General features: G+C 36.2%; 19 protein-coding genes and 1 riboswitch. Of the genes, 14 read left to right on the forward strand and 5 right to left on the reverse strand.

The window, feature by feature from the left end:
- Nucleotides 1-10: 10 nt before the first annotated feature.
- The 4 genes from ligA (at nucleotide 11) to pruA (ending at nucleotide 5,799) form a co-directional block, all read left to right on the forward strand.
- On the forward strand, nucleotides 11-2,020 hold the full coding sequence (gene ligA, locus B5P42_RS24050; protein ID WP_113735434.1) for an NAD-dependent DNA ligase LigA: 2,010 nt from the start codon (nucleotides 11-13) through the stop codon (nucleotides 2,018-2,020).
- Between the two features lie 16 nt (nucleotides 2,021-2,036).
- A complete protein-coding gene (locus B5P42_RS24055) occupies nucleotides 2,037-3,233 on the forward strand; it encodes a CamS family sex pheromone protein (protein WP_113735435.1) in 1,197 nt (398 codons plus the stop codon).
- A gap of 94 nt (nucleotides 3,234-3,327) precedes the next feature.
- Nucleotides 3,328-4,098 (forward strand): TSUP family transporter, encoded by a 771-nt coding sequence (locus tag B5P42_RS24060; RefSeq protein ID WP_002091347.1) that lies wholly within the window; start codon nucleotides 3,328-3,330, stop codon nucleotides 4,096-4,098.
- 153 nt (nucleotides 4,099-4,251) lie between these two features.
- The gene (gene pruA / locus B5P42_RS24065; RefSeq protein WP_002124887.1) at nucleotides 4,252-5,799 is read left to right on the forward strand and encodes an L-glutamate gamma-semialdehyde dehydrogenase; all 1,548 of its coding nucleotides are present in this window, start codon (nucleotides 4,252-4,254) and stop codon (nucleotides 5,797-5,799) included.
- A gap of 311 nt (nucleotides 5,800-6,110) precedes the next feature.
- Here the strand turns inward: pruA and B5P42_RS24070 are convergent, their stop codons facing one another.
- On the reverse strand, nucleotides 6,111-6,656 hold the full coding sequence (locus B5P42_RS24070) for a cysteine hydrolase family protein (RefSeq protein ID WP_113735436.1): 546 nt from the start codon (nucleotides 6,654-6,656) through the stop codon (nucleotides 6,111-6,113).
- Between the two features lie 241 nt (nucleotides 6,657-6,897).
- A riboswitch (SAM riboswitch) is annotated at nucleotides 6,898-7,002 on the forward strand.
- A 126-nt stretch (nucleotides 7,003-7,128) separates the two neighbouring features.
- Here B5P42_RS24070 and B5P42_RS24075 point away from each other — a divergent pair.
- The 3 genes from B5P42_RS24075 to B5P42_RS24085 are packed head-to-tail and all read left to right on the forward strand — an operon-like array spanning nucleotide 7,129 to nucleotide 9,679.
- Complete coding sequence (locus B5P42_RS24075) at nucleotides 7,129-8,148, forward strand: methionine ABC transporter ATP-binding protein (RefSeq protein ID WP_113735437.1); 1,020 nt, start codon at nucleotides 7,129-7,131, stop codon at nucleotides 8,146-8,148.
- Complete coding sequence (locus B5P42_RS24080) at nucleotides 8,138-8,803, forward strand: methionine ABC transporter permease (protein WP_002091343.1); 666 nt, start codon at nucleotides 8,138-8,140, stop codon at nucleotides 8,801-8,803. The genes B5P42_RS24075 and B5P42_RS24080 overlap by 11 nt, the downstream gene beginning before the upstream one ends.
- A gap of 21 nt (nucleotides 8,804-8,824) precedes the next feature.
- Nucleotides 8,825-9,679 carry a MetQ/NlpA family ABC transporter substrate-binding protein gene (locus B5P42_RS24085; protein ID WP_113735438.1) on the forward strand — a complete coding sequence of 285 codons (855 nt, stop codon included), beginning with the start codon at nucleotides 8,825-8,827 and terminating at the stop codon, nucleotides 9,677-9,679.
- Between the two features lie 167 nt (nucleotides 9,680-9,846).
- Here B5P42_RS24085 and B5P42_RS24090 read toward each other — a convergent pair whose 3' ends face one another.
- The 4 genes from B5P42_RS24090 to B5P42_RS24105 all read right to left on the reverse strand — a co-directional run bounded on the left by B5P42_RS24090 (nucleotide 9,847) and on the right by B5P42_RS24105 (nucleotide 12,317).
- Nucleotides 9,847-10,329, reverse strand: coding sequence for an HXXEE domain-containing protein (locus B5P42_RS24090; protein WP_002091337.1), 483 nt, complete (start codon nucleotides 10,327-10,329; stop codon nucleotides 9,847-9,849).
- 63 nt (nucleotides 10,330-10,392) lie between these two features.
- Nucleotides 10,393-10,584, reverse strand: a complete 192-nt coding sequence (locus B5P42_RS24095; protein WP_002091335.1) for a DUF3926 domain-containing protein — start codon at nucleotides 10,582-10,584, stop codon at nucleotides 10,393-10,395.
- Nucleotides 10,577-11,758 (reverse strand): ArsA family ATPase, encoded by a 1,182-nt coding sequence (locus B5P42_RS24100; protein WP_087955989.1) that lies wholly within the window; start codon nucleotides 11,756-11,758, stop codon nucleotides 10,577-10,579. Before B5P42_RS24100 ends, B5P42_RS24095 begins: the two co-directional genes overlap by 8 nt.
- Before the next feature lie 76 nt (nucleotides 11,759-11,834).
- Nucleotides 11,835-12,317: a MarR family winged helix-turn-helix transcriptional regulator gene (locus B5P42_RS24105; protein ID WP_000942491.1), complete on the reverse strand. Its 483-nt coding sequence runs from the start codon at nucleotides 12,315-12,317 to the stop codon at nucleotides 11,835-11,837.
- A gap of 230 nt (nucleotides 12,318-12,547) precedes the next feature.
- Between B5P42_RS24105 and B5P42_RS24110 the strand changes: the two genes are divergently transcribed.
- The 7 genes from B5P42_RS24110 (at nucleotide 12,548) to B5P42_RS24140 (ending at nucleotide 20,390) form a co-directional block, all read left to right on the forward strand.
- Nucleotides 12,548-12,784 carry a YiaA/YiaB family inner membrane protein gene (locus B5P42_RS24110; RefSeq protein ID WP_002029490.1) on the forward strand — a complete coding sequence of 79 codons (237 nt, stop codon included), beginning with the start codon at nucleotides 12,548-12,550 and terminating at the stop codon, nucleotides 12,782-12,784.
- A 141-nt stretch (nucleotides 12,785-12,925) separates the two neighbouring features.
- Nucleotides 12,926-13,216 carry an Asp-tRNA(Asn)/Glu-tRNA(Gln) amidotransferase subunit GatC gene (gatC, locus tag B5P42_RS24115; RefSeq protein WP_000086999.1) on the forward strand — a complete coding sequence of 97 codons (291 nt, stop codon included), beginning with the start codon at nucleotides 12,926-12,928 and terminating at the stop codon, nucleotides 13,214-13,216.
- Nucleotides 13,217-13,230: 14 nt separating this feature from the next.
- Nucleotides 13,231-14,688: an Asp-tRNA(Asn)/Glu-tRNA(Gln) amidotransferase subunit GatA gene (gatA, locus tag B5P42_RS24120; protein ID WP_002010048.1), complete on the forward strand. Its 1,458-nt coding sequence runs from the start codon at nucleotides 13,231-13,233 to the stop codon at nucleotides 14,686-14,688.
- A gap of 14 nt (nucleotides 14,689-14,702) precedes the next feature.
- Entirely contained in the window at nucleotides 14,703-16,130 is a 1,428-nt protein-coding gene (gene gatB / locus B5P42_RS24125) for an Asp-tRNA(Asn)/Glu-tRNA(Gln) amidotransferase subunit GatB (protein ID WP_002010050.1), read from the forward strand.
- Between the two features lie 521 nt (nucleotides 16,131-16,651).
- A complete protein-coding gene (locus tag B5P42_RS24130) occupies nucleotides 16,652-17,557 on the forward strand; it encodes a diacylglycerol kinase (protein ID WP_002010051.1) in 906 nt (301 codons plus the stop codon).
- Between the two features lie 808 nt (nucleotides 17,558-18,365).
- The gene (locus tag B5P42_RS24135) at nucleotides 18,366-19,496 is read left to right on the forward strand and encodes an RNA-guided endonuclease InsQ/TnpB family protein (RefSeq protein WP_113735439.1); all 1,131 of its coding nucleotides are present in this window, start codon (nucleotides 18,366-18,368) and stop codon (nucleotides 19,494-19,496) included.
- Nucleotides 19,497-19,643: 147 nt separating this feature from the next.
- Nucleotides 19,644-20,390, forward strand: coding sequence for an HAD family hydrolase (locus tag B5P42_RS24140; RefSeq protein WP_113735440.1), 747 nt, complete (start codon nucleotides 19,644-19,646; stop codon nucleotides 20,388-20,390).
- The last annotated feature ends 130 nt before the right edge of the window (nucleotides 20,391-20,520 follow it).

Genomic DNA, 20,520 nt, shown 5'->3' on the forward strand with positions numbered 1-20,520 from the left:
GACTGAGGATATGTCAAAAGAGATAGCCAAAAAACGTATAGAAGAACTGCGTGATTTGTTAAATACATTTAACTATCAATATCACGTATTAGACAATCCTTCTGTTTCTGATGCGGAATATGACCGTGATATGCAGGAGCTTATAAAATTAGAAGCAGAGAACCCAGAGTTTATGAGTGAAGACTCTCCCTCCATTCGCGTTGGGGGGACTGTTCTTGATATATTTGAAAAGGTAACGCATAAATCACCAATGTTAAGTTTAGGAAACGCGTTTAATGAAGGAGATTTGCGTGATTTTGATCGAAGAGTACATCAGGGAATTGATGATGCGAATGTAAGATATATATGCGAATTAAAAATTGACGGACTTGCTGTTTCACTTCATTATGAAAAAGGACGCTTCATTCAAGGAGCAACACGTGGTGATGGTATAACGGGTGAAGATATTACCCAAAACTTAAAAACGATTAAAGCTATCCCGCTGCGTTTAAATGAAGAAGTAACGTTAGAAGCACGAGGCGAGGCTTATATGCCGAAGCGTTCATTCGTTAAATTAAATGAGGAAAAAGAGCAAAATGGTGAAGATGTATTTGCGAATCCACGTAATGCGGCAGCAGGATCGATACGCCAACTTGATCCGAAAATTGCAGCGAAGCGTAACTTATCTATGTTTGTGTATGGTCTTGCTAATGTAGAAGAAAAAACAATTCCATCCCACAGTGAATCACTGGATTTCTTAGGTGAGCTTGGATTTAAGACGAATCCAAATCGTCGTACATGTGAAACAATTGAAGACGTAATAGCCTATGTAGAAGAGTGGCAAGAAAAACGCCCGCATCTTGATTATGAGATTGACGGAATCGTTATAAAAGTAGACGATGTTGCTATCCAAGAAAGCTTAGGAACTACAGCAAAGAGTCCAAGATGGGCAATAGCTTATAAATTCCCAGCTGAAGAAGTTGTGACGAGATTAACAGGGATTGAATTAAGTGTCGGCCGTACAGGAGTTGTAACACCAACTGCAGAGCTGGAGCCAGTACGAGTAGCCGGAACTATTGTCCGTCGTGCTTCTTTACATAACGAAGATTTAATTCGTGAAAAGGATATTCGAATTGGTGACTACGTTGTTGTGAAAAAGGCTGGAGATATTATTCCTGAAGTTGTGAACGTTATTTTTGATAAGCGTACTGGTGAGGAAGAAGAATATCATATGCCAACGCATTGTCCAGCATGTGAGAGTGAACTTGTTCGTTTAGAAGAAGAAGTAGCACTTCGATGTATAAATCCGACTTGTCCCGCTCAAATTCGTGAAGGATTAATCCATTTCGTTTCAAGAAATGCAATGAATATTGACGGACTTGGAGAACGTGTAATTACACAACTCTTTGATGCGGATTATATTCGTACGTTTGCTGATTTATATTCATTGACGAAAGAGCAATTATTACAACTAGAACGTTTCGGTGAAAAATCAGCAACAAATCTAGTACAAGCAATTGAGAATTCTAAGGAAAACTCATTAGAGCGATTATTATTCGGTCTTGGTATTCGCCACGTCGGTGCGAAAGCCGCACGTACATTTGCTGAGTATTTCGAAACGATGGATGAGCTTGTGAAAGCAACGGAAGAAGAACTAAAAACAATTAACGAGATTGGTGAAAAAATGGCTCAATCCGTTGTAACGTATTTCGATAATGAAGACGTATTAGAGCTATTACAACAATTTAAAGAGTATGGCGTGAACATGGCATACAAAGGTATAAAAGTTGCTGATCTACAAAATGTTGAATCGTACTTTGCAGGAAAAACTGTCGTCTTAACAGGGAAATTAGAAGTTATGGGACGCAGTGAAGCAAAGAAGAAGATTGAGGCATTAGGTGGAAAAGTAACAGGAAGTGTTAGTAAAAGTACGGATTTAGTTGTTGCTGGTGAAGCTGCTGGTTCGAAATTAGCGCAAGCAGAGAAGCACAATGTTGAAGTTTGGAATGAAGAGAGGTTCTTACAAGAGCTGAATAAGTAAGAGGTGCAAACTTACGATGAAAAAAATAGCGTTAGCAGTATTAAGTCTTAGCCTACTTGTAAGTGGGTGTAGCATTGGTTCTAACAAAGATGAAAAAACAGTTGAGAAATCAGGGAAAGCGAAAGAGCAAGCTGTTATCCCGAAATACTCGATTTCGGATGAATATTATAAGACAACGGTTCCATTTAATGCAGGATCTGCACGTGGTTTAGTTGTGCAAGGTTTAAATAGTCGCCTTGATATAGATGAATTTGAAACAGGATTAATGAGTATTGCCAAAGAATCATTTAGCACGAAAGATTATTTCTTTAAAGGCGGAGACGTTTTAGATACTCAAAGTGTTCAAATGCTTGTAAAAAGAAAGCGTACAGACGCTGAACAAAAAGAGCTAGAGGACAAGTTGAAAAAAGATGCAGTTAAATTTCCGAATGTAGGGTTGAATCCAGCCTTAAGTGAAGGATCAGAATCGCTAGAAGTAAAGAATAAAAAAAGTCCAATGTATATCTCAAATATTTTAGAGCATGATTATTATGTAAGAAAAGGTGAGAACGATGTTGAACGTGGTGGCATTGTAGTTGGATTAGCGATGAATTCTGTTCAATATTATGAGGAAGAGCATGGTTATCCGCGTGAGGCTGCAATTCCAGATGTAAAAATGTTAGCTGAAGGGAAAAGGATGGCCCAAGAAATCTTGAAAGTAATGCAGCAAAAAAAGCCTGAAATAAAAAATATTCCGGTTACATTTGCGATTTATCGTCAAGGTCCAAAGTCTTCGCTTGTACCAGGGAATTTTGTTTCTTATGCTAAGGTAGAAAAAGGTAGTGAAACGGTTGAGGATTGGAAACCAATCAATGAGAAATATTATTTGTTCCCGTCTGAACAAGCAAAAGCGGATAATAAACGTGAAGACCTTGCAAGGGTGTCAAACTTTAAAGCGAAGTTAAGTGAGTATTTCCAAGGCGATTATACAGCTGTTATCGGTACTGGAATGTATAGAGATGATGAATTAAAAGAAATGAAGCTCGATATTCCTGTCCAATTCAATGGGAAAGCTGAAGTAATTGGTTTTACACAATATGTAGCTGGACTTGTTATGGAATACTTCCCGAATTATATGAAAGTACAAGTAACAATTAAATCTGTAGAACGTCCAGAAGCAATTATTATACGTGAAGCGAAGCAAGATGAACCGTTTGTGAAAATTTTAGATTAAAGATGAGAGCTGTTCCATAAAGGAACAGCTTTTTTTCTTGAAAAATTTTGTTATAATTTTAAATGTTACAAATAAAGGGGTAAGGGGCAAAGTCATGGAAGAACTAAGCTTTCAAGTCATTATTTTATTAATTGCATTCGGGTTTTTAGCTGCTTTTATTGATTCGGTTGTTGGAGGAGGAGGGTTAATTTCGCTTCCTGCACTTATGTTTGTTGGTTTATCACCAGCTTCGGCAATCGCAACGAATAAATTAGCTGCAACGATGGGGACGCTTACGAGTACAATTTATTTTATTCGATCAGGCAAGGTGGATTTTCGGATTGTAGGAAAGTTAATCCCGTTAACTATTATTGGAGCAGTCGCAGGGGCTTTAGTAGTAAAGTTTATTCCGCCTGATATTTTGCGTCCACTAGTGCTCGTAATGTTGGTTTTTATTGCCATTTATATTATTGCGAAAAAAGATTGGGGAAGTGCATCTACCTATAAAAAGATGACAAAAGGAAAAACATTAATGTTTTTCTTTGTTATTTTAATGATAGGATTTTATGATGGATTTTTTGGACCAGGGACAGGATCCTTTTTAATTTTTGCATTTTTATTAATTGGTCTGGATTTTATTCAAGCGGCAGCATCTGGAAAACTTTTGAACTTCGTTAGTAATATCGTATCTTTAATTACTTTTTTATTTTTAGATGTGATTCATTTTGAATACGGTATAATTATGGGATTATCAATGATTTTAGGTGCTTATTTTGGATCGAAGTTTGCAGTTCAAAAAGGTATTGGATATGTAAGGACTTTATTTTTATTAGTTACTATTTTATTAATCGGGAAAAATGTTTTGGAATATACTCATATTTTGTAGATTCATACGTATGTATGAATCTCTTTTTTTTATTATATTTTAAAAATTTATTAATTTTTAAAATATAAGTCTAGGAATATTTGAATAAATCTAAATTATCGTGTAGAATAATGTTGTAAAATGTAAACGTTTTTCTAAGGGGAGGCTAAAAAGATGGTAGTAGCATACAAACATGAGCCATTTACAGATTTTTCAGTAGAGGCTAACAAATTAGCGTTTGAAGAGGGTTTAAAGAAAGTAGAATCTTATCTTGGACAAGACTATCCATTAATTATCGGGGGAGAAAAAATCACTACAGAAGACAAAATTGTTTCTGTAAACCCTGCAAATAAAGAGGAACTTGTTGGTCGCGTTTCAAAAGCAAGCCGTGAATTAGCTGAAAAAGCAATGCAAGTAGCGGATGCAACATTCCAAACTTGGAGAAAGTCAAAACCAGAAATGCGTGCAGATATTTTATTCCGTGCTGCAGCAATCGTTCGTCGTAGAAAACATGAGTTCTCTGCTATTCTTGTAAAAGAAGCAGGTAAACCATGGAATGAGGCAGATGCTGATACAGCAGAAGCAATCGACTTTATGGAATATTATGCTCGTCAAATGTTGAAATTAAAAGACGGTATTCCAGTAGAAAGCCGTCCAATTGAATATAATCGTTTCTCTTACATTCCATTAGGAGTAGGTGTTATCATTTCTCCTTGGAATTTCCCATTCGCAATTATGGCAGGTATGACAACAGCTGCTGTAGTTTCTGGTAACACAGTATTACTAAAACCAGCTAGTACAACTCCTGTAGTAGCAGCGAAATTTATGGAAGTATTAGAAGAAGCTGGTTTACCAGCTGGCGTAGTAAACTTCGTTCCAGGTAATGGCTCTGAAGTTGGTGACTACTTAGTAGATCACCCTCGTACACGTTTCGTTAGCTTTACTGGATCTCGCGATGTAGGTATTCGTATTTACGAACGTGCAGCAAAAGTAAACCCGGGACAAATTTGGTTAAAACGTGTTATCGCTGAAATGGGCGGTAAAGATACAATCGTTGTTGATAAAGAGGCAGATCTTGAATTAGCAGCTAAATCTATTGTTGCATCAGCATTCGGATTCTCAGGACAAAAATGTTCTGCATGTTCTCGTGCAGTAATCCATGAAGATGTATACGATCATGTATTAAATCGTGCTGTTGAATTAACAAAAGAATTAACAGTAGGTAACCCAGATGCAAAAGATATTAACATGGGACCTGTTAATGACCAAGCTGCATTCGATAAAGTAATGAGCTATGTTGCAATTGGTAAAGAAGAAGGTAAAATCGTATCAGGTGGCGAAGGAGACGATTCTAAAGGCTGGTTCATCCAACCAACAATCGTTGCTGACGTTGCAGAAGATGCTCGCTTAATGAAAGAAGAAATCTTCGGACCAGTAGTAGCATTCTGTAAAGCAAAAGACTTTGATCATGCACTTGCAATTGCAAACAATACAGAATACGGTTTAACAGGAGCAGTTGTTACTAACAACCGTGACCATATTGAAAAAGCACGTGAAGACTTCCACGTTGGTAACTTATACTTCAACCGTGGATGTACTGGTGCAATCGTAGGTTACCAACCATTCGGTGGCTTTAACATGTCTGGTACAGACTCTAAAGCTGGTGGTCCTGACTACTTAGCACTTCACATGCAAGCAAAAACTACTTCTGAAACTTTATAAGAAATAGTAGAAAAGATCTTCACAGACTGTGAAGATCTTTTCTTTTTGAGAAACTCTCTAATAGAAGCTAGTTAATTTCAATCAAGAAAAAGTTTCCAAATATTACTATTTGTTCTTTTGAATTAGTTAAACCCTATTAATATCGGGATAAACATGAAAATAGAAACAAAACAGCGAGAAAAATTGACTTATTAGTCATATTTTTTAGTATTCATTTTGAAGATTTCCTGTATAATACAATTTGAAAGAAAATCTATGGTTAGACAAGAGAACACTCCTTTCGGCTTTGCTAACTGAAAGGAGTGTTTTTTTTAGGTCGCTAAAAACTCTTCTGTACACATTATATTTGCGTATACTCCATTTAAACTCGCCAAAATTGTATTATGAATATAAACAGCTGGTATAGTAGCATTCTTAAATGAAAGATCTTTTGTAGCACAAGCATCGTGTATTACGGTACAGTGAAGGCCAAAATCAAAAGCAGCTCTTACTGTAGCATCAATACACATATGGGTCATCATCCCGCATATTACGACGTGCTCAATTCCTGAACGTTGTAATTGTTCTAGAAGATCAGTTTCTCGGAAGCTATTTGGATAATGTTTAAGGATAACGGTTTCCTCTCTAAGTGGACGGACATTTTCGTGAATATGGACACCTTCTGTATTGGGTAGGAAAAAAGTAGCGCTATCTTTTATAGCTACATGTTGGATATGAAAAATAGGTTCGTTTCTTATTCTAAAATGTTGTAGTAGCTGACTAGCATATTCACTTGCTTCTACTGGATTACGTAATTCCATCATTCCGCTTGGAAAATAATCATTTTGAATGTCGACGAGCAAAAGAGCTGTTTTCATATATCTATCTTCCTCCGATTTCATATTCAAATAATGTTATTCAATGAGTAGAGAAGATTCTCCTTTTTAAAAGTATGAGTGAGAAGGATTTTACATAACTTTAAAAATCACTATTGTATTGTTACTTCTTATTTTAAAATCCAAATAGAGAAATAATTAATATTTTTCCGAAAAATGTATTGACTCTCATTATTCTGAGTTCTATAATAAGACTTAATTAAACGACAATTAAATCGATACACTCTTATCCAGAGAGGTGGAGGGACTGGCCCTACGATACCTCAGCAACGGGTTTTTTAATACCGTGCTAACTCCAGCAAGCCTATAAAGGCTTGGAAGATGAGAAGATGTGAATGAGTACATATAAAAGTGCTCTCCTTCTTATCTTTTATTACTGATAAGAAGGAGAGCACTTTTTATTTTACCTCGAAAGCTCTACTTCAAGTTTTTACAGCATATAGGAGGGAAGAAAATGATTTCTTTTAACAATGTAAGTAAAGTATATGAATCAGGTGGGCAATCTGTTCATGCGGTTGAGGATGTAACGCTGTCAGTTGAAAAGGGCGAAATTTTTGGCATTATCGGATTTAGTGGTGCTGGAAAGAGTACGTTATTACGTTTAGTAAATATGTTAGAAAGACCAACTGCAGGAACAATTTCAATAGATGATAAAGATATTACATCATTATCGGCGAAAGAATTACGGAAACTAAGACAAAGAATTGGGATGATTTTCCAAAATTTCAATCTATTTAATTCAAGAACGGTGTTTGGGAACATTGCTTATCCATTAAGGTTAGCGAAATTGCCGAAGAATGAGATAAAAGAAAGAGTGAATGAACTACTAAAATTTGTTGGTTTAGAAGATAAAGCGAACTATTATCCAGAACAGTTATCAGGTGGGCAAAAGCAGCGTGTTGGGATTGCAAGAGCACTTGCGACATCACCCGATATTCTCATATGTGATGAGGCAACATCAGCTTTAGATCCGGAAACAACAACAGAAATCTTAAATTTATTAAAGAAAGTAAATAGAGAGTACAATTTAACGATTCTACTTATTACACATGAAATGCACGTTGTGAAAGAAATTTGTCACCGTGTAGCCGTTATGGAAAAAGGAAAAGTAATTGAAGAAGGAAAACTGTTTGACGTTTTCACACAACCAAAAACAAAGACAACTCAAAATTTTGTACGCTCTGTTATTAATGATCACTTACCAGAAAGTGTTCTAGCGAAAATTCAAAACGGAGGTCAGATTTATCGCCTGACTTTTACTGGGGAAGAGACAGGGCAGCCTGTACTATCATATATTGCGAAAAACTATAACGTCGATGTAAATGTTCTTTATGGAAATATTATTGAACTCCAAAATGTGCTATTTGGAAATCTTCTTGTAGAACTACAAGGTGAACAGAAAGAAATTCAAAAAGCATTACAACATCTAAGACTGCAAGTGCAGCTGAAGGAGGTAGAAGCTCATGCGAGTTGATTGGAGTATATTTTGGCCTCGCATATTAGATGCGACGGGGGATACCCTCTTAATGGTAATTGTAACCCTTATATTCGCTACAATTCTCGGTATACCTCTAGGTTTACTGTTGTATGTAACGAGAAAAGGAAATTTTTTAGAAAATAAATGGGTCTTTTCTATTCTTAATATCATAATTAATACAATTCGTCCGGTTCCATTCATTATCTTTTTAGTAGCTTTAAGCCCACTAACAAGAAGTGTTATTGGAACGACGATTGGAACGGCTGCAGCAATCTTCCCAATGACGTTAGTTGCATCAATTGGTATTGCTAGAATGGTTGAAACAAATCTTGTTTCTGTTCCGAAAGGAGTAATTGAAGCAGCACAAGCAATGGGCGCTTCACCACTTAGAATTGTTTTTGAAATCCTCGTACCAGAAGCTTTAGCACCATTGATCCTAGGTGTCACGTTTATGACGGTCGGTTTAATTGAATTTTCTGCAGTCGCAGGACTTGTCGGTGGTGGCGGTCTTGGTGACTTAGCAATGACATATGGTTATCAACGCTTTGATACGTCAGTTATGTTTGTAACGGTCGTTTTACTTATTATTCTTGTACAGGTGGCTCAAAATTTAGGGAACTACTTTGCGAAAGTCTTTTTACGCAGATCATAAAAAGGAAGAGGGGAAAAGAAAATGAAGAAAATTTTAGCATTTGCATTATCAGCGATCGTAGGAATTACAGCATTAAGCGGCTGCTCAGGTGGAGACACAGGTGCAGGAGCGAAAGAGAAAGTAGTTCGCGTCGGTGTAACTGGAACAGATGGAGACGTTTGGGAAATTTTAAAGAAAAAAGCTGAAAAAGAAGGGATTAAAATTAAACTGGTTGAGTTCTCTGATTACACAACACCCAACAAAGCGTTAGCTGATGGAGATATTGAACTAAACTCATTCCAGCACATTGCTTTCTTAGAGCAATTTAAAAAGGAGCATAAGTTAGATATTACAGCTGTTGGTACAACGCAAATTGCACCGATGGGCTTATACTCTGAAAAATATAAGAAAGCAAATGAAATCCCAGATGGTTCGGAAATTGCTATTCCGAATGATCCAACGAACCAAGCACGTGCATTAAAACTTCTTGATGCAGCTGGATTATTAAAGCTTAAGAAAGATTTTGGTCTATTTGGAGATCCAAGCGGTATCGCTGAAAATCCAAAGAAGCTAAAAGTTACACCGGTTATCGCACAGCAAACACCTCGTGTGTTAAAAGATGTAGCGGCTTCAGTTATTAATAACGGTGTTGCTGGTCAAGCTGGATTAGACCCAGCGAAGGATCCAATTTTCTTAGAAGATCCAAATAATGAAAATGCAAAGGCCTATATTAATATTTTCGCAGCTCGTACGAAAGATAAAAATGATCTAACACTGAAAAAAATAATTGAGTTATACCATTCAAAAGAAGTAACAGATGCAATTAAGAAAGAAACAAATGATGGTTCAATTTCAGTAGATCTTTCACTTGATGAGCTTGAAAAAATCGTAAAATAATTATTGAGTTTAACGACTAACAGTAGGAACCCCTCCGCTGTTAGCTCGTTCAACATATAATCTACTTAACAAACAAAACCCTAATTCTGTACCTTCTAATTTTGTATAACATAGAATCCAATGTTTGTTAAGTAGAGTGATGGACCAGGAGTTTTCCTGGTCTTTTTTTAATTAAAGCAGCTGGCTAATAATAAGGAAATCCAAATTATGATTGGGTAAGAGATTAAACTAAAAATGAGTGTACTTGCTAATTTCTTTTTAGGGATTAATAGTTTCTTTGATGAAAATAAGAAAAGAGAAAATAGGATAATGATAGATGCTGAGATTACTCCTGGATTATAAGAACGATAAATGAAATACAAGATAATATGCTGAACGGCGTTAAAGAAGATACAGCCCTGTATAAAAATGATCAAATAAATAGAAGATATGATGCTTAATTGATATAGAATGACTATGAGTAAGACGAAGGTTGTTAATATGGAAATTGCAATGAAAAATTGTTTGTTAGTTATAAAATGGATCGAAAATCGATTAGCGATATATTGTGGCATTTGGAAAGCTTCTTCAAGGTTATGAAAAAAGAATAGAAGGGGGATTAGCCAGATTGTATTAGTGGTGAAATGTCTTGTTGAAGATGTTTTTATCAACTTATATCAGCTCCAATAAAGGGATAGAAAGCCTATAAGAAAAGGCTTTCTACAAGGGTATAGTTATTCAATTATGATGCTTTTTAAATTACTCTCAGGTTGCGGTTGTTCTTCAGCATAAGAGGAGAGCTCCTCTTGCAAAATATTTAGTGCGTGCTTAGCTGATTGCTGAATCGGATTCGGTAGCTCTTCTAATATACGCATACCGATTTTTATTTTTGTACGAATTACCTTTCTTAGTAATTCATCATGCATGTACTACACCTCCAAACCGAATGTTTAGTACATCATCTTCAAACTTAGCTCCTTGAATAGAAAGGTGTGTTAATGTTTTTGGTAAGGTGATATTTCGCTTCATAGAGCCTGCTCGAATAATAAGTTCATCACCTTTTTGATTTAATGAAAGTTCACTTTTGTTTGAGAAGGGAATGGACAGAACGAAAATATACTCATCGCCATCTTTTTTTACATATTGTGTGCGGCCATTAAATTTCACTTCAGTAGGAGAAGGGTCTGATTTAAATAAAGCATTTCCTACACGCTCTAACATAGCTAAACCAACAACTTCTTGTTCAAACATGGGAGCTTCGTAAATAGGAAGTGGCTGAAAACTATCTTTAATTAACGCCTTATATTTCTTTTGTGTATCTTTCCATGCCTGAAAGTAAGGGTCGGTAACAGTGTTAGGGATAACGCGGTTAATCATAATGGCATCTACGTTATAATCGTATAAGTTTAAATACGTAAAGCTGCGCTGAGCTTCTTTAATGACCATTTTTTCGGGATTTACAACAACGCGAATACTCGTTACTTCTCGGTTTGATAAAATATCTCTCATTTCTCCAAGTTGTTCAAGCGTATTCGTTAATTCGTCCATAATATCATCAGTTGGAAGGGGGACACCAAGAAGTGGTTGAGCTACAGGACGAACAACTTTTAAAATCTTCCTTTTAATAGGAAAGAGTTTTTCCATCCACCAGCCGAGCATGTCTGGAAAGCTAAGCATTGCTAAAGTTTCTCCAGTCGGTGCGCAATCAATAATGATGACGTCGTAAGTGTTGTGTTTGTAGTAATCGAGTACTCGAAGTAAGCTAATTAAATCTTCCATACCAGGGAACATCGTTAATTCTTCTGTTGTAATATCATCAGCTGCTTTGGAAGTGAAGAGTAGTGTAATATATTTCTGCAATTTCCCCCAGCCTTTTTCCATTTCATAAATAGTGTTAATTTCTTGTGCCCACAAGTTTTCGCGAATTTCTAGTGGCTCAGAAGATAGTTTTATGCCAAATGAATCCCCTAAACTATGAGCAGGATCTGTACTCATTACTAATGTTTTTAATCCTTGTTTTGCACTTTGGATTGCTGTTGCTGCTGAAATGCTAGTTTTTCCAACGCCGCCTTTACCTGTATACAGAATAATTCTCATCATTAATATCCCCTTTGTTTCGAATATCGAATATTACGAGTGTCGAAATATTTAATTGAATAAAAACCCAACTAGGGTCTTATTCAATCGGAATGTTTTTCATTTTAGGTGTAGAAACCTTTTCTTCTGTTTTTTGCTGTGACGTAGCAATGTGATTCATGATCTTTTGGAATATTTGTAGTAAGAATGCTTTTTCTTCTTCTGACAATGCATCTGTCACTAGGCTAAAGTAATGGGCCGCATTTTGTTTTACTTCTTGAACGAGCATTACGCCGTTTTCTGTTAAACGAATTAATACAATGCGTCGATCGCTTTCATTCCGGTAGCGTTCAATATATCCCTTTTTTACAAGGCGATTTACAACGCCCGTTGTTGTACTCATCGGTATATCAAGAAGATCAGCAATTTTTGTCATTGTAATATCCGTATTTCGCTCCATCCAAAGTAAACAAAATACTTCTGTCTTGGAAAGTGTTAAATCAAGACTTACCCATTCTTCAGGATAGAAAAGTTTCTTGGCGTTATCTAGCAGTAAGTCTAAAAAATGTTCATATTGTAACAATTATTTCCACTCCCGTATATTTCGAGGTTCGTAATATTTGTTTTTATTTTATGTGGAATTGAAATAAATGTCAATGTTTTTAACTGTTTTTTTAGATTAGAAAGAAAATTATCTTCTAAATAGAAATTTTTTGTGATAGATTAATAAATAGAAAAATGATTTTACATAAAAAACCATTGTGATAAATATATTTATCTATAATAGGTGTACAGCTAACGAGGGGGAGAACGATGAGAAGACGAAATACGCAAGCGTTCACGTTTTTAGCATGGACTTCATTTGTTTGTGCGCTTTCAGGAATGCTAATTGGGATTTACACGTTAGATGAAACGCTTAGTGTAAAAGGGTACTATTTAATCGGAACATTATTTTTAACGATGTCTTGTTTTGTATTACAAAAAACAATTCGTGATAATGAGGAAGATAATGAAAGATTTCCGAAAAATAAATCGTTAGATAAAGAGTAAATTGTAAAGAAAGGCACTTGCCTTTCTTTTTTTATGTAAAAATGCCGTAAGTGCCGTGTGTTGACTTGCTTGAAGTACTGAAAATTTGGTATCATCAATAGTATTGTAGATTGAACGATATATTATGGAGGTGGCCTAGCCGTGTCAAGAATTTCCGTTGAGAATGTAAAGCACGTAGCACATTTAGCACGTCTTGCAATTACTGATCAAGAAGCAGAAAAATTTCAAAAACAACTAGATGCAATTGTTACATTTGCAGAACAGTTAAATGAATTAGATACAACTGATGTAAAACCAACAACTCATGTATTAACTATGAAAAATGTTATGCGTGAAGATGTGCCAGAAAAAGGTTTACCAGTAGAAGAAGTATTAAAAAATGCACCGGATCACAAAGATAATCAAATCCGTGTTCCAGCAGTATTAGAATAGAGGAGGGAATTTCGATGTCATTATTTGATCATTCTGTATCAGAGTTACATAAGAAGTTAAACAACAAAGAAATTTCCGTTACGGATTTAGTAGAAGAATCTTACAAACGTATTTCGGATGTTGAAGATAACGTAAAAGCTTTTCTTACATTAGATGAAGAAAATGCACGCGCGAAAGCGAAAGAATTAGATGCAAAGATTGGTGCTGAGGATAATGGTTTATTATTCGGTATGCCAATTGGTGTAAAAGATAACATTGTAACTAACGGTCTTCGTACAACTTGTGCGAGCAAAATATTAGCAAACTTCGATCCAATTTACGATGCGACAGTTGTACAAAAGCTAAAAGCTGCTGACACAGTTACAATCGGTAAATTAAATATGGACGAGTTCGCAATGGGTTCTTCAAATGAAAACTCAGGCTTCTACGCTACAAAAAATCCATGGAACTTAGATTACGTTCCAGGCGGATCTAGTGGTGGTTCTGCAGCAGCAGTAGCAGCAGGAGAAGTATTATTCTCTCTAGGTTCTGATACGGGTGGTTCTATCCGTCAGCCAGCTGCATATTGTGGCGTTGTAGGTTTAAAACCAACTTACGGACGCGTATCTCGTTACGGATTAGTAGCATTCGCATCTTCACTTGACCAAATCGGACCGATTACACGTACAGTAGAAGACAATGCATACTTATTACAAGCTATTTCAGGTATTGACCGTATGGATGCAACTTCTGCAAACGTTGAAGTAGGAAACTACTTAGCTGGTTTAACAGGTGATGTTAAAGGTTTACGTATTGCTGTACCGAAAGAATACTTAGGCGAAGGTGTTGGCGAAGAAGCTCGTGAGTCAGTACTAGCTGCTTTAAAAGTATTAGAAGGTATGGGCGCAACTTGGGAGGAAGTATCTCTTCCGCATTCTAAATACGCTCTAGCAACGTATTACTTATTATCTTCTTCTGAAGCATCTGCGAACCTTTCACGCTTTGATGGCGTACGTTACGGTGTTCGTTCTGATAATGTAAATAACTTATTAGATCTTTACAAAAACACACGTAGCGAAGGTTTCGGTGATGAAGTAAAACGTCGTATTATGCTTGGTACATTTGCTCTTAGCTCTGGTTACTATGATGCATATTACAAAAAAGCACAACAAGTACGTACATTAATTAAAAATGACTTTGAAAATGTATTTGCTAACTACGATGTTATTATTGGACCAACAACGCCAACTCCAGCATTTAAAGTGGGCGAAAAAGTGGACGATCCAATGACAATGTATGCAAATGACATTTTAACAATTCCAGTAAACTTAGCGGGTGTTCCAGCGATTTCTGTTCCATGTGGATTCGGTGCTAACAACATGCCACTTGGTCTACAAATCATTGGTAAACACTTCGATGAAACGACGATTTACCGCGTTGCACATGCGTTTGAGCAAGCAACAGACTATCATACAAAAAAAGCAAGTCTGTAAGGAGGCGAGCATAGATGAATTTAGAAACAATTATTGGTTTAGAGGTTCACGTTGAGTTAAAAACAAATTCGAAAATTTTCTCTGCGAGTCCAACAGAATTCGGAGCGGAGCCAAATACACAAACAAGTGTAATTGACTTAGGATACCCAGGGGTACTTCCTACTTTAAATAAGGAAGCAGTTAACTTTGCAATGAAAGCCGCAATGGCATTAAACTGTGAAATCGCAACGGAAACGAAGTTCGACCGTAAAAACTATTTCTACCCAGATAATCCGAAAGCTTACCAAATCTCTCAATTTGATAAGCCAATTGGTGAAAATGGTTGGATTGAAATCGAAGTAGACGGTAAAAAGAAACGTATCGGTATTACACGTCTTCATTTAGAAGAAGATGCTGGTAAATCAACGCATGCAGCTGACGGTTCATTAGTAGACTACAACCGTCAAGGTATGCCTTTAATCGAGATCGTATCTGAGCCAGATATGCGTACTCCAGAAGAAGCATATGCGTACTTAGAGAAGTTAAAATCAATCATTCAATATACAGGTGTATCTGATTGTAAGATGGAAGAAGGTTCTCTTCGTTGTGATGCGAATATTTCACTTCGTCCAGTTGGACAAGAGAAGTTCGGTACAAAAGCAGAACTGAAAAACTTAAACTCTTTCACTTACGTGCAAAAAGGTCTTGAGCATGAGCAAGTGCGCCAAGAAAAAGAATTATTATCTGGTGGTATCATCCAACAAGAAACACGTCGTTATGATGAAGCAACGAAGAAAACAATCTTAATGCGTATAAAAGAAGGATCTGACGATTACCGTTACTTCCCAGAGCCAGACTTAGTTGAACTTTACATCGACGATGAGTGGAAAGAAGAAATTCGTGCTTCTATTCCAGAACTTCCAGATGCACGTAAAGCTCGCTATGTTGAAGAAGTTGGCTTACCAGCTTATGATGCGCATGTATTGACATTAACGAAAGAGATGTCTGATTTCTTTGAAGCAACAGTTGCAGACGGTGCTGATGCGAAATTAACATCAAATTGGTTAATGGGTGAAGTACTTGCATACTTAAACAAACAACAAAAAGAATTAAAAGACGTTGCATTAACGCCAGCTGGCTTAGCTAAAATGGTTCAATTAATTGAAAAAGGTACAATTTCTTCTAAAATCGCGAAGAAAGTATTTAATGAATTAATTGAAAAAGGTGGAGACCCAGAAGAAATCGTTAAAGCGAAAGGTCTGGTTCAAATTTCTGACGAAGGAACACTTCGTAAGGTTGTAACAGAAATTCTTGATAATAATGAGCAATCTATTGAAGACTTTAAAAACGGTAAAGACCGTGCAATTGGCTTCTTAGTTGGTCAAATTATGAAAGCTACAAAAGGACAAGCAAATCCACCGCTTGTTAATAAAATCTTACTTGAAGAGATTAATAAGCGCTAAAAAAAGAGAAGAATTCTTATTTTTGAACGCTAAAATAGTATAGATTCTTAAAGATTAAACAGAAAAAACACCCGTATTTGGGTGTTTTTTCTGAGTTAATCAAACGTTTGTTTAAATGGTGAAAAATAATTTAAACAAACGTTTGATTAGCTGTCAAAAGTGAAAAAATGTTTGTATAGCAACTATGGTATGATAGTTGCAAAAAGGTGGGAATAATGATAAATCTAGACAGAGAGAGTTTTTTCATCTCATGAAATAATAGATAATTATTATTCATTATATGTAAATTGATGTGAGAGTTTTACTGCCCGCAAATAGCGGGATAAATTTCTTGGTTAAATAAAGCAAAACTATCAGGAGTGAATAGTTACTTTTGATGGGCTACACGAATCGGGTTCTTACTGCCTGGTTGAGCGGAATTAAAGAAGGATAGGAAGATGAGAGGAGGTAAGCATAGGGATACTGAATAAGGGTTCGGTGTATTCGTTTTTCAATGAATAAGGAATTTCCTGTGCTAATAAATGATGAAGCGAGCAAGAATTATTTATAATCCTACTTCTGGGCGCGAGCTATTTAAGAAGAGCTTACCAGAAGTATTACAAAAATTAGAACAAGCTGGATATGAAGCGTCTTGTCATGCGACAACTGGTCCTGGAGATGCGACTGTGGCAGCGAGGCAAGCTGCGGATCGTAAGTTTGATGTTGTTATCGCAGCTGGTGGTGATGGTACGTTAAATGAAGTAGTGAACGGTTTAGTAGGACATGAGCATCGTCCAAAGTTTGGAATTATTCCAGTTGGAACGACAAATGATTTTGCGCGTGCGATCGGTGTACCTCGTGTTATTGAAGAGGCTGCGGATATTATTTGTGAAGGAACAACGGTACCTTTAGATCTTGGTAGAGCAAATGATACATATTTCATTAATATCGCTGGTGGCGGCCGTATTACAGAATTAACATATGAAGTACCAAGCAAGCTAAAAACGGTATTAGGCCAACTTGCTTACTATTTAAAAGGAATCGAAATGTTACCATCATTACATCCAACATATGTTGAAATTGAGTATGATGGGAAGTTGCTACAAGAAGAAATTACGATGTTTTTAATTACGAATACTCGTTCAGTTGGTGGATTCGAAAAAGTAGCACCATATGCATCTATTAACGATGGATTATTTGATTTATTAGTACTGAAAAAAGGTTCTATCGCTGATTTAATTAAAGCAGCAACACAAGCGCAGCGTGGGGAACATATTAACAATCCGAAAGTACTATATACACAAGCGAATCGTATTAAAGTGCATTCACCTGATAAATTAATGATCAACTTAGATGGTGAATATGGCGGAGATGCACCAATGGAATTTGAAAATATATATCATTGTCTGGAACTATTTGTTCCTGAACATCAAGAGGATGCCCTGTAAAGGCATCCTTTTTATTATATAGAGGAATTGTAAATTGGAAGTTAGTTTGATTTTTATGGTATTTTTACAATTCGTTTATGTTATATCCATACTTTATTGATACACTGGAGGAGATAAGAAACGAGAGGTAGGGTAACTAACTGTTACGATTTATTTAACCAATTATAACTAAAGTTAATTAAATATATCAGTAAGCCCTGCTAGTCAAGTGATTGGCTAGTAGTGAGGGTTAACTGCGGGCAATCCCTAAAGCTGATTGAACTACAACGTGGCTAGAAATGGTGAGCGTGAATGTTGCGAAAGCAGAAAAAATCAATCAGATCGTGCAAGGTTAAAACCTAAACACTAGAACAATGGGTCTTCCGCCTCGAATCATCTAAGTCAAAATTGATAAGATGAACGTTCAACGACTATCTCGTATAACTGACGAGAGTACACCACAAGCCTATGGTGGTGGAAAAATCCTCTATCTCTAAGTAGATAAACATATAGTCTGCGCTCATGTGAAAACATGAGAAGTTCATAAGAGAACTGGCTAAGGAATTGCGCCCTTAGTTGAACGAGATAAATTTAATTAAATCTATCAAGTCTCATTGAATCTACCGAATCTATGCATTATGGTAAATGCAATGAGGTGAGAATAATAATGAAATTTTTACGAGTTAGTCAAGTATCGGAATTAACAGGTTTGTATCCTAGTAGTCTTAGGAGAATGCTGATGGAACACGCTACTATTCAGAAGAATCAATCTTTCATTATCTAAAAGGTGAGTGCCCAAATAATCGCACAGTAAAGGAGTTAAATTCTGATGATATTGGCGAAGAAAGTCAGACTGATTCCAACGCCTGAACAAGGAAAAGTGCTTAGAAACCATGCTGGTGCTTCAAGATTTGCTTATAACTATTGTAAAAGAATGAGTGATAGATACTATAAGCTATTTGGAAAATCTGTTTCACAGTTAGCTTTACAGAAACGATTTACAAAGATCAAGAAGCGAAAGCGATATGAGTGGTTAAATGACATCAACGCACAAGTTCCCAAACAGGCTTCAAAAGATTTTGATACGGCGAGGAAACATTCGTTCAAAAAGTACAAAAATGGTTATCACACTTCTTATAAATCTAAAAAAGATTTAATCCAAGGATTTTATGCCAATTATGAAAGACTGATTATAGGAAAGAAAGTAGTTGATATTCAGTCTATTGGAGAAGTAAAAACAAGCCAACAACTACCAAGAAACAAAAAACCATCCAATCCAAGAGTTACATTTGATGGTCGTCACTGGTGGATTAGTGTAGGGTTCCAAGAAGACTTTGAATCACAAGAACTAACAAATGAGTCGATTGGTGTGGATGTTGGTTTAAAAGAGCTGTTTGTAGCTTCTAATGGTATGAAAGAACGAAATATAAACAAAGATGCCAAGGTGAAAAAACTTTTGAAAAGGAAAAAGTCAGCGCAAAGAGATATGTCTAGGAGATTTAAAAAAGGTGTAAAAATTCAATCCGCAGGATATGAAAAAGCAAAAACCGAACACCTTCGGTTATCTAGGAAAATTATGAATATCCGAAATAACCATATCCATCAAGCAACAGCTAAATTGGTGAAAACCAAACCAATGAGGATTGTTGTGGAAGACTTACTTATCTCAAACCTGTTAAAAAACAAACAACTATCGAAAGCATTTTCATTTCAAAAATTAAACTTCTTCTTTCAATGTTTATCATACAAGTGCGAGAAGTATGGCATTGAGTATGTAAAAGCTGATAAATGGTTCGCCTCAAGCAAGATTTGCTCATGTTGCGGAGTAAAATACGACCATTCAGTTCAACCAGAAGGACAGTGGAGTTTAAAGATTCGTGAATGGGACTGTGTTGGGTGCAATAGCCATCACGATAGGGATGTAAATGCTTCGATAAATTTATCAAGATGGGTAAAATAAAAGCTTGATAATAGGAGGTAACGATACTGCCTCGTGTGGAGTGTTATACCCCTCGTCCCTTCGGGGTTGCGAGAACACGATGAAGCACTAACTTGTGTAAATTTGATTGAATTGTATAGATTTAGTTAAGTTTATCGTATCGGTGCTATGGAGAAGGTAAAAGCAATACTATTTGATAAAGATGGGACATTAATGGATTTTCATTCAATTTGGATAAAAGTAGCTGAAGAGCTTGTTGCAGAATGTATAAATTTATATCAATTACCAGAATCAATGCAGCAGGCTTTATTAAAAGAGATTGGCGTAGATGGAGCATTTGTTCATCCGCGTAGTGCGCTCGCTGCTGGAACGAGTCTTGATGTGGCCAAGGGGCTTTGTAAGTATATTGCATCATCTAGAGAAGAAGAGATGCATCAATGGGTGAGTGAAAAGTTGTTTGCTCTTATGTACGAGCATCGTTCACATATGAGAATGACGGCAGATTTACCGAAAGTTTTACAAGCGTTAAAGGATAGAGGGTTTATTCTAGGTGTCGTTACAGCTGATGATTTCGCGCCGACAGAATTATTTTTAAAGCAATATCAATTGGAAGATTTTTTTGATTGTGTTATAGCTTCAGATACATTTCCAGCACAGAAGCCAGATAAAAAAATTGTAGAATCGTTTTGTGAGAGATTTAATTTAGAGACATGTGAAGTAGCAGTCGTCGGGGATACACCGACGGATTTATATTTAGCGAAAAATGGTGGCGACTGTTATGCGATTGGCGTACTATCTGGTACGGGTGATCGTCAAACGCTAGAACCACTTGCAGATTTAGTATTACAATCTGTTGAAGATTTAATTTCTCGTTCAGGTGAGTTTATTTGGGAACAAGGAAAGTCTAATGTATAAATGAATAAGTCTATAAGGACTCTATATGAGTCTTTATAGACTTATTTTTTTATGCCGAGATAGTAAGAGAATGGGATGAATACTAGAAAGAGGGAGTTGGCATACATCTTGCAATATAAAGAGAAAACAT

The sequence above is a fragment of the Bacillus sp. SRB_331 genome, from assembly GCF_003264175.1.
In the GTDB taxonomy this organism is placed as follows: Bacteria; Bacillota; Bacilli; order Bacillales; family Bacillaceae_G; genus Bacillus_A; species Bacillus_A mycoides.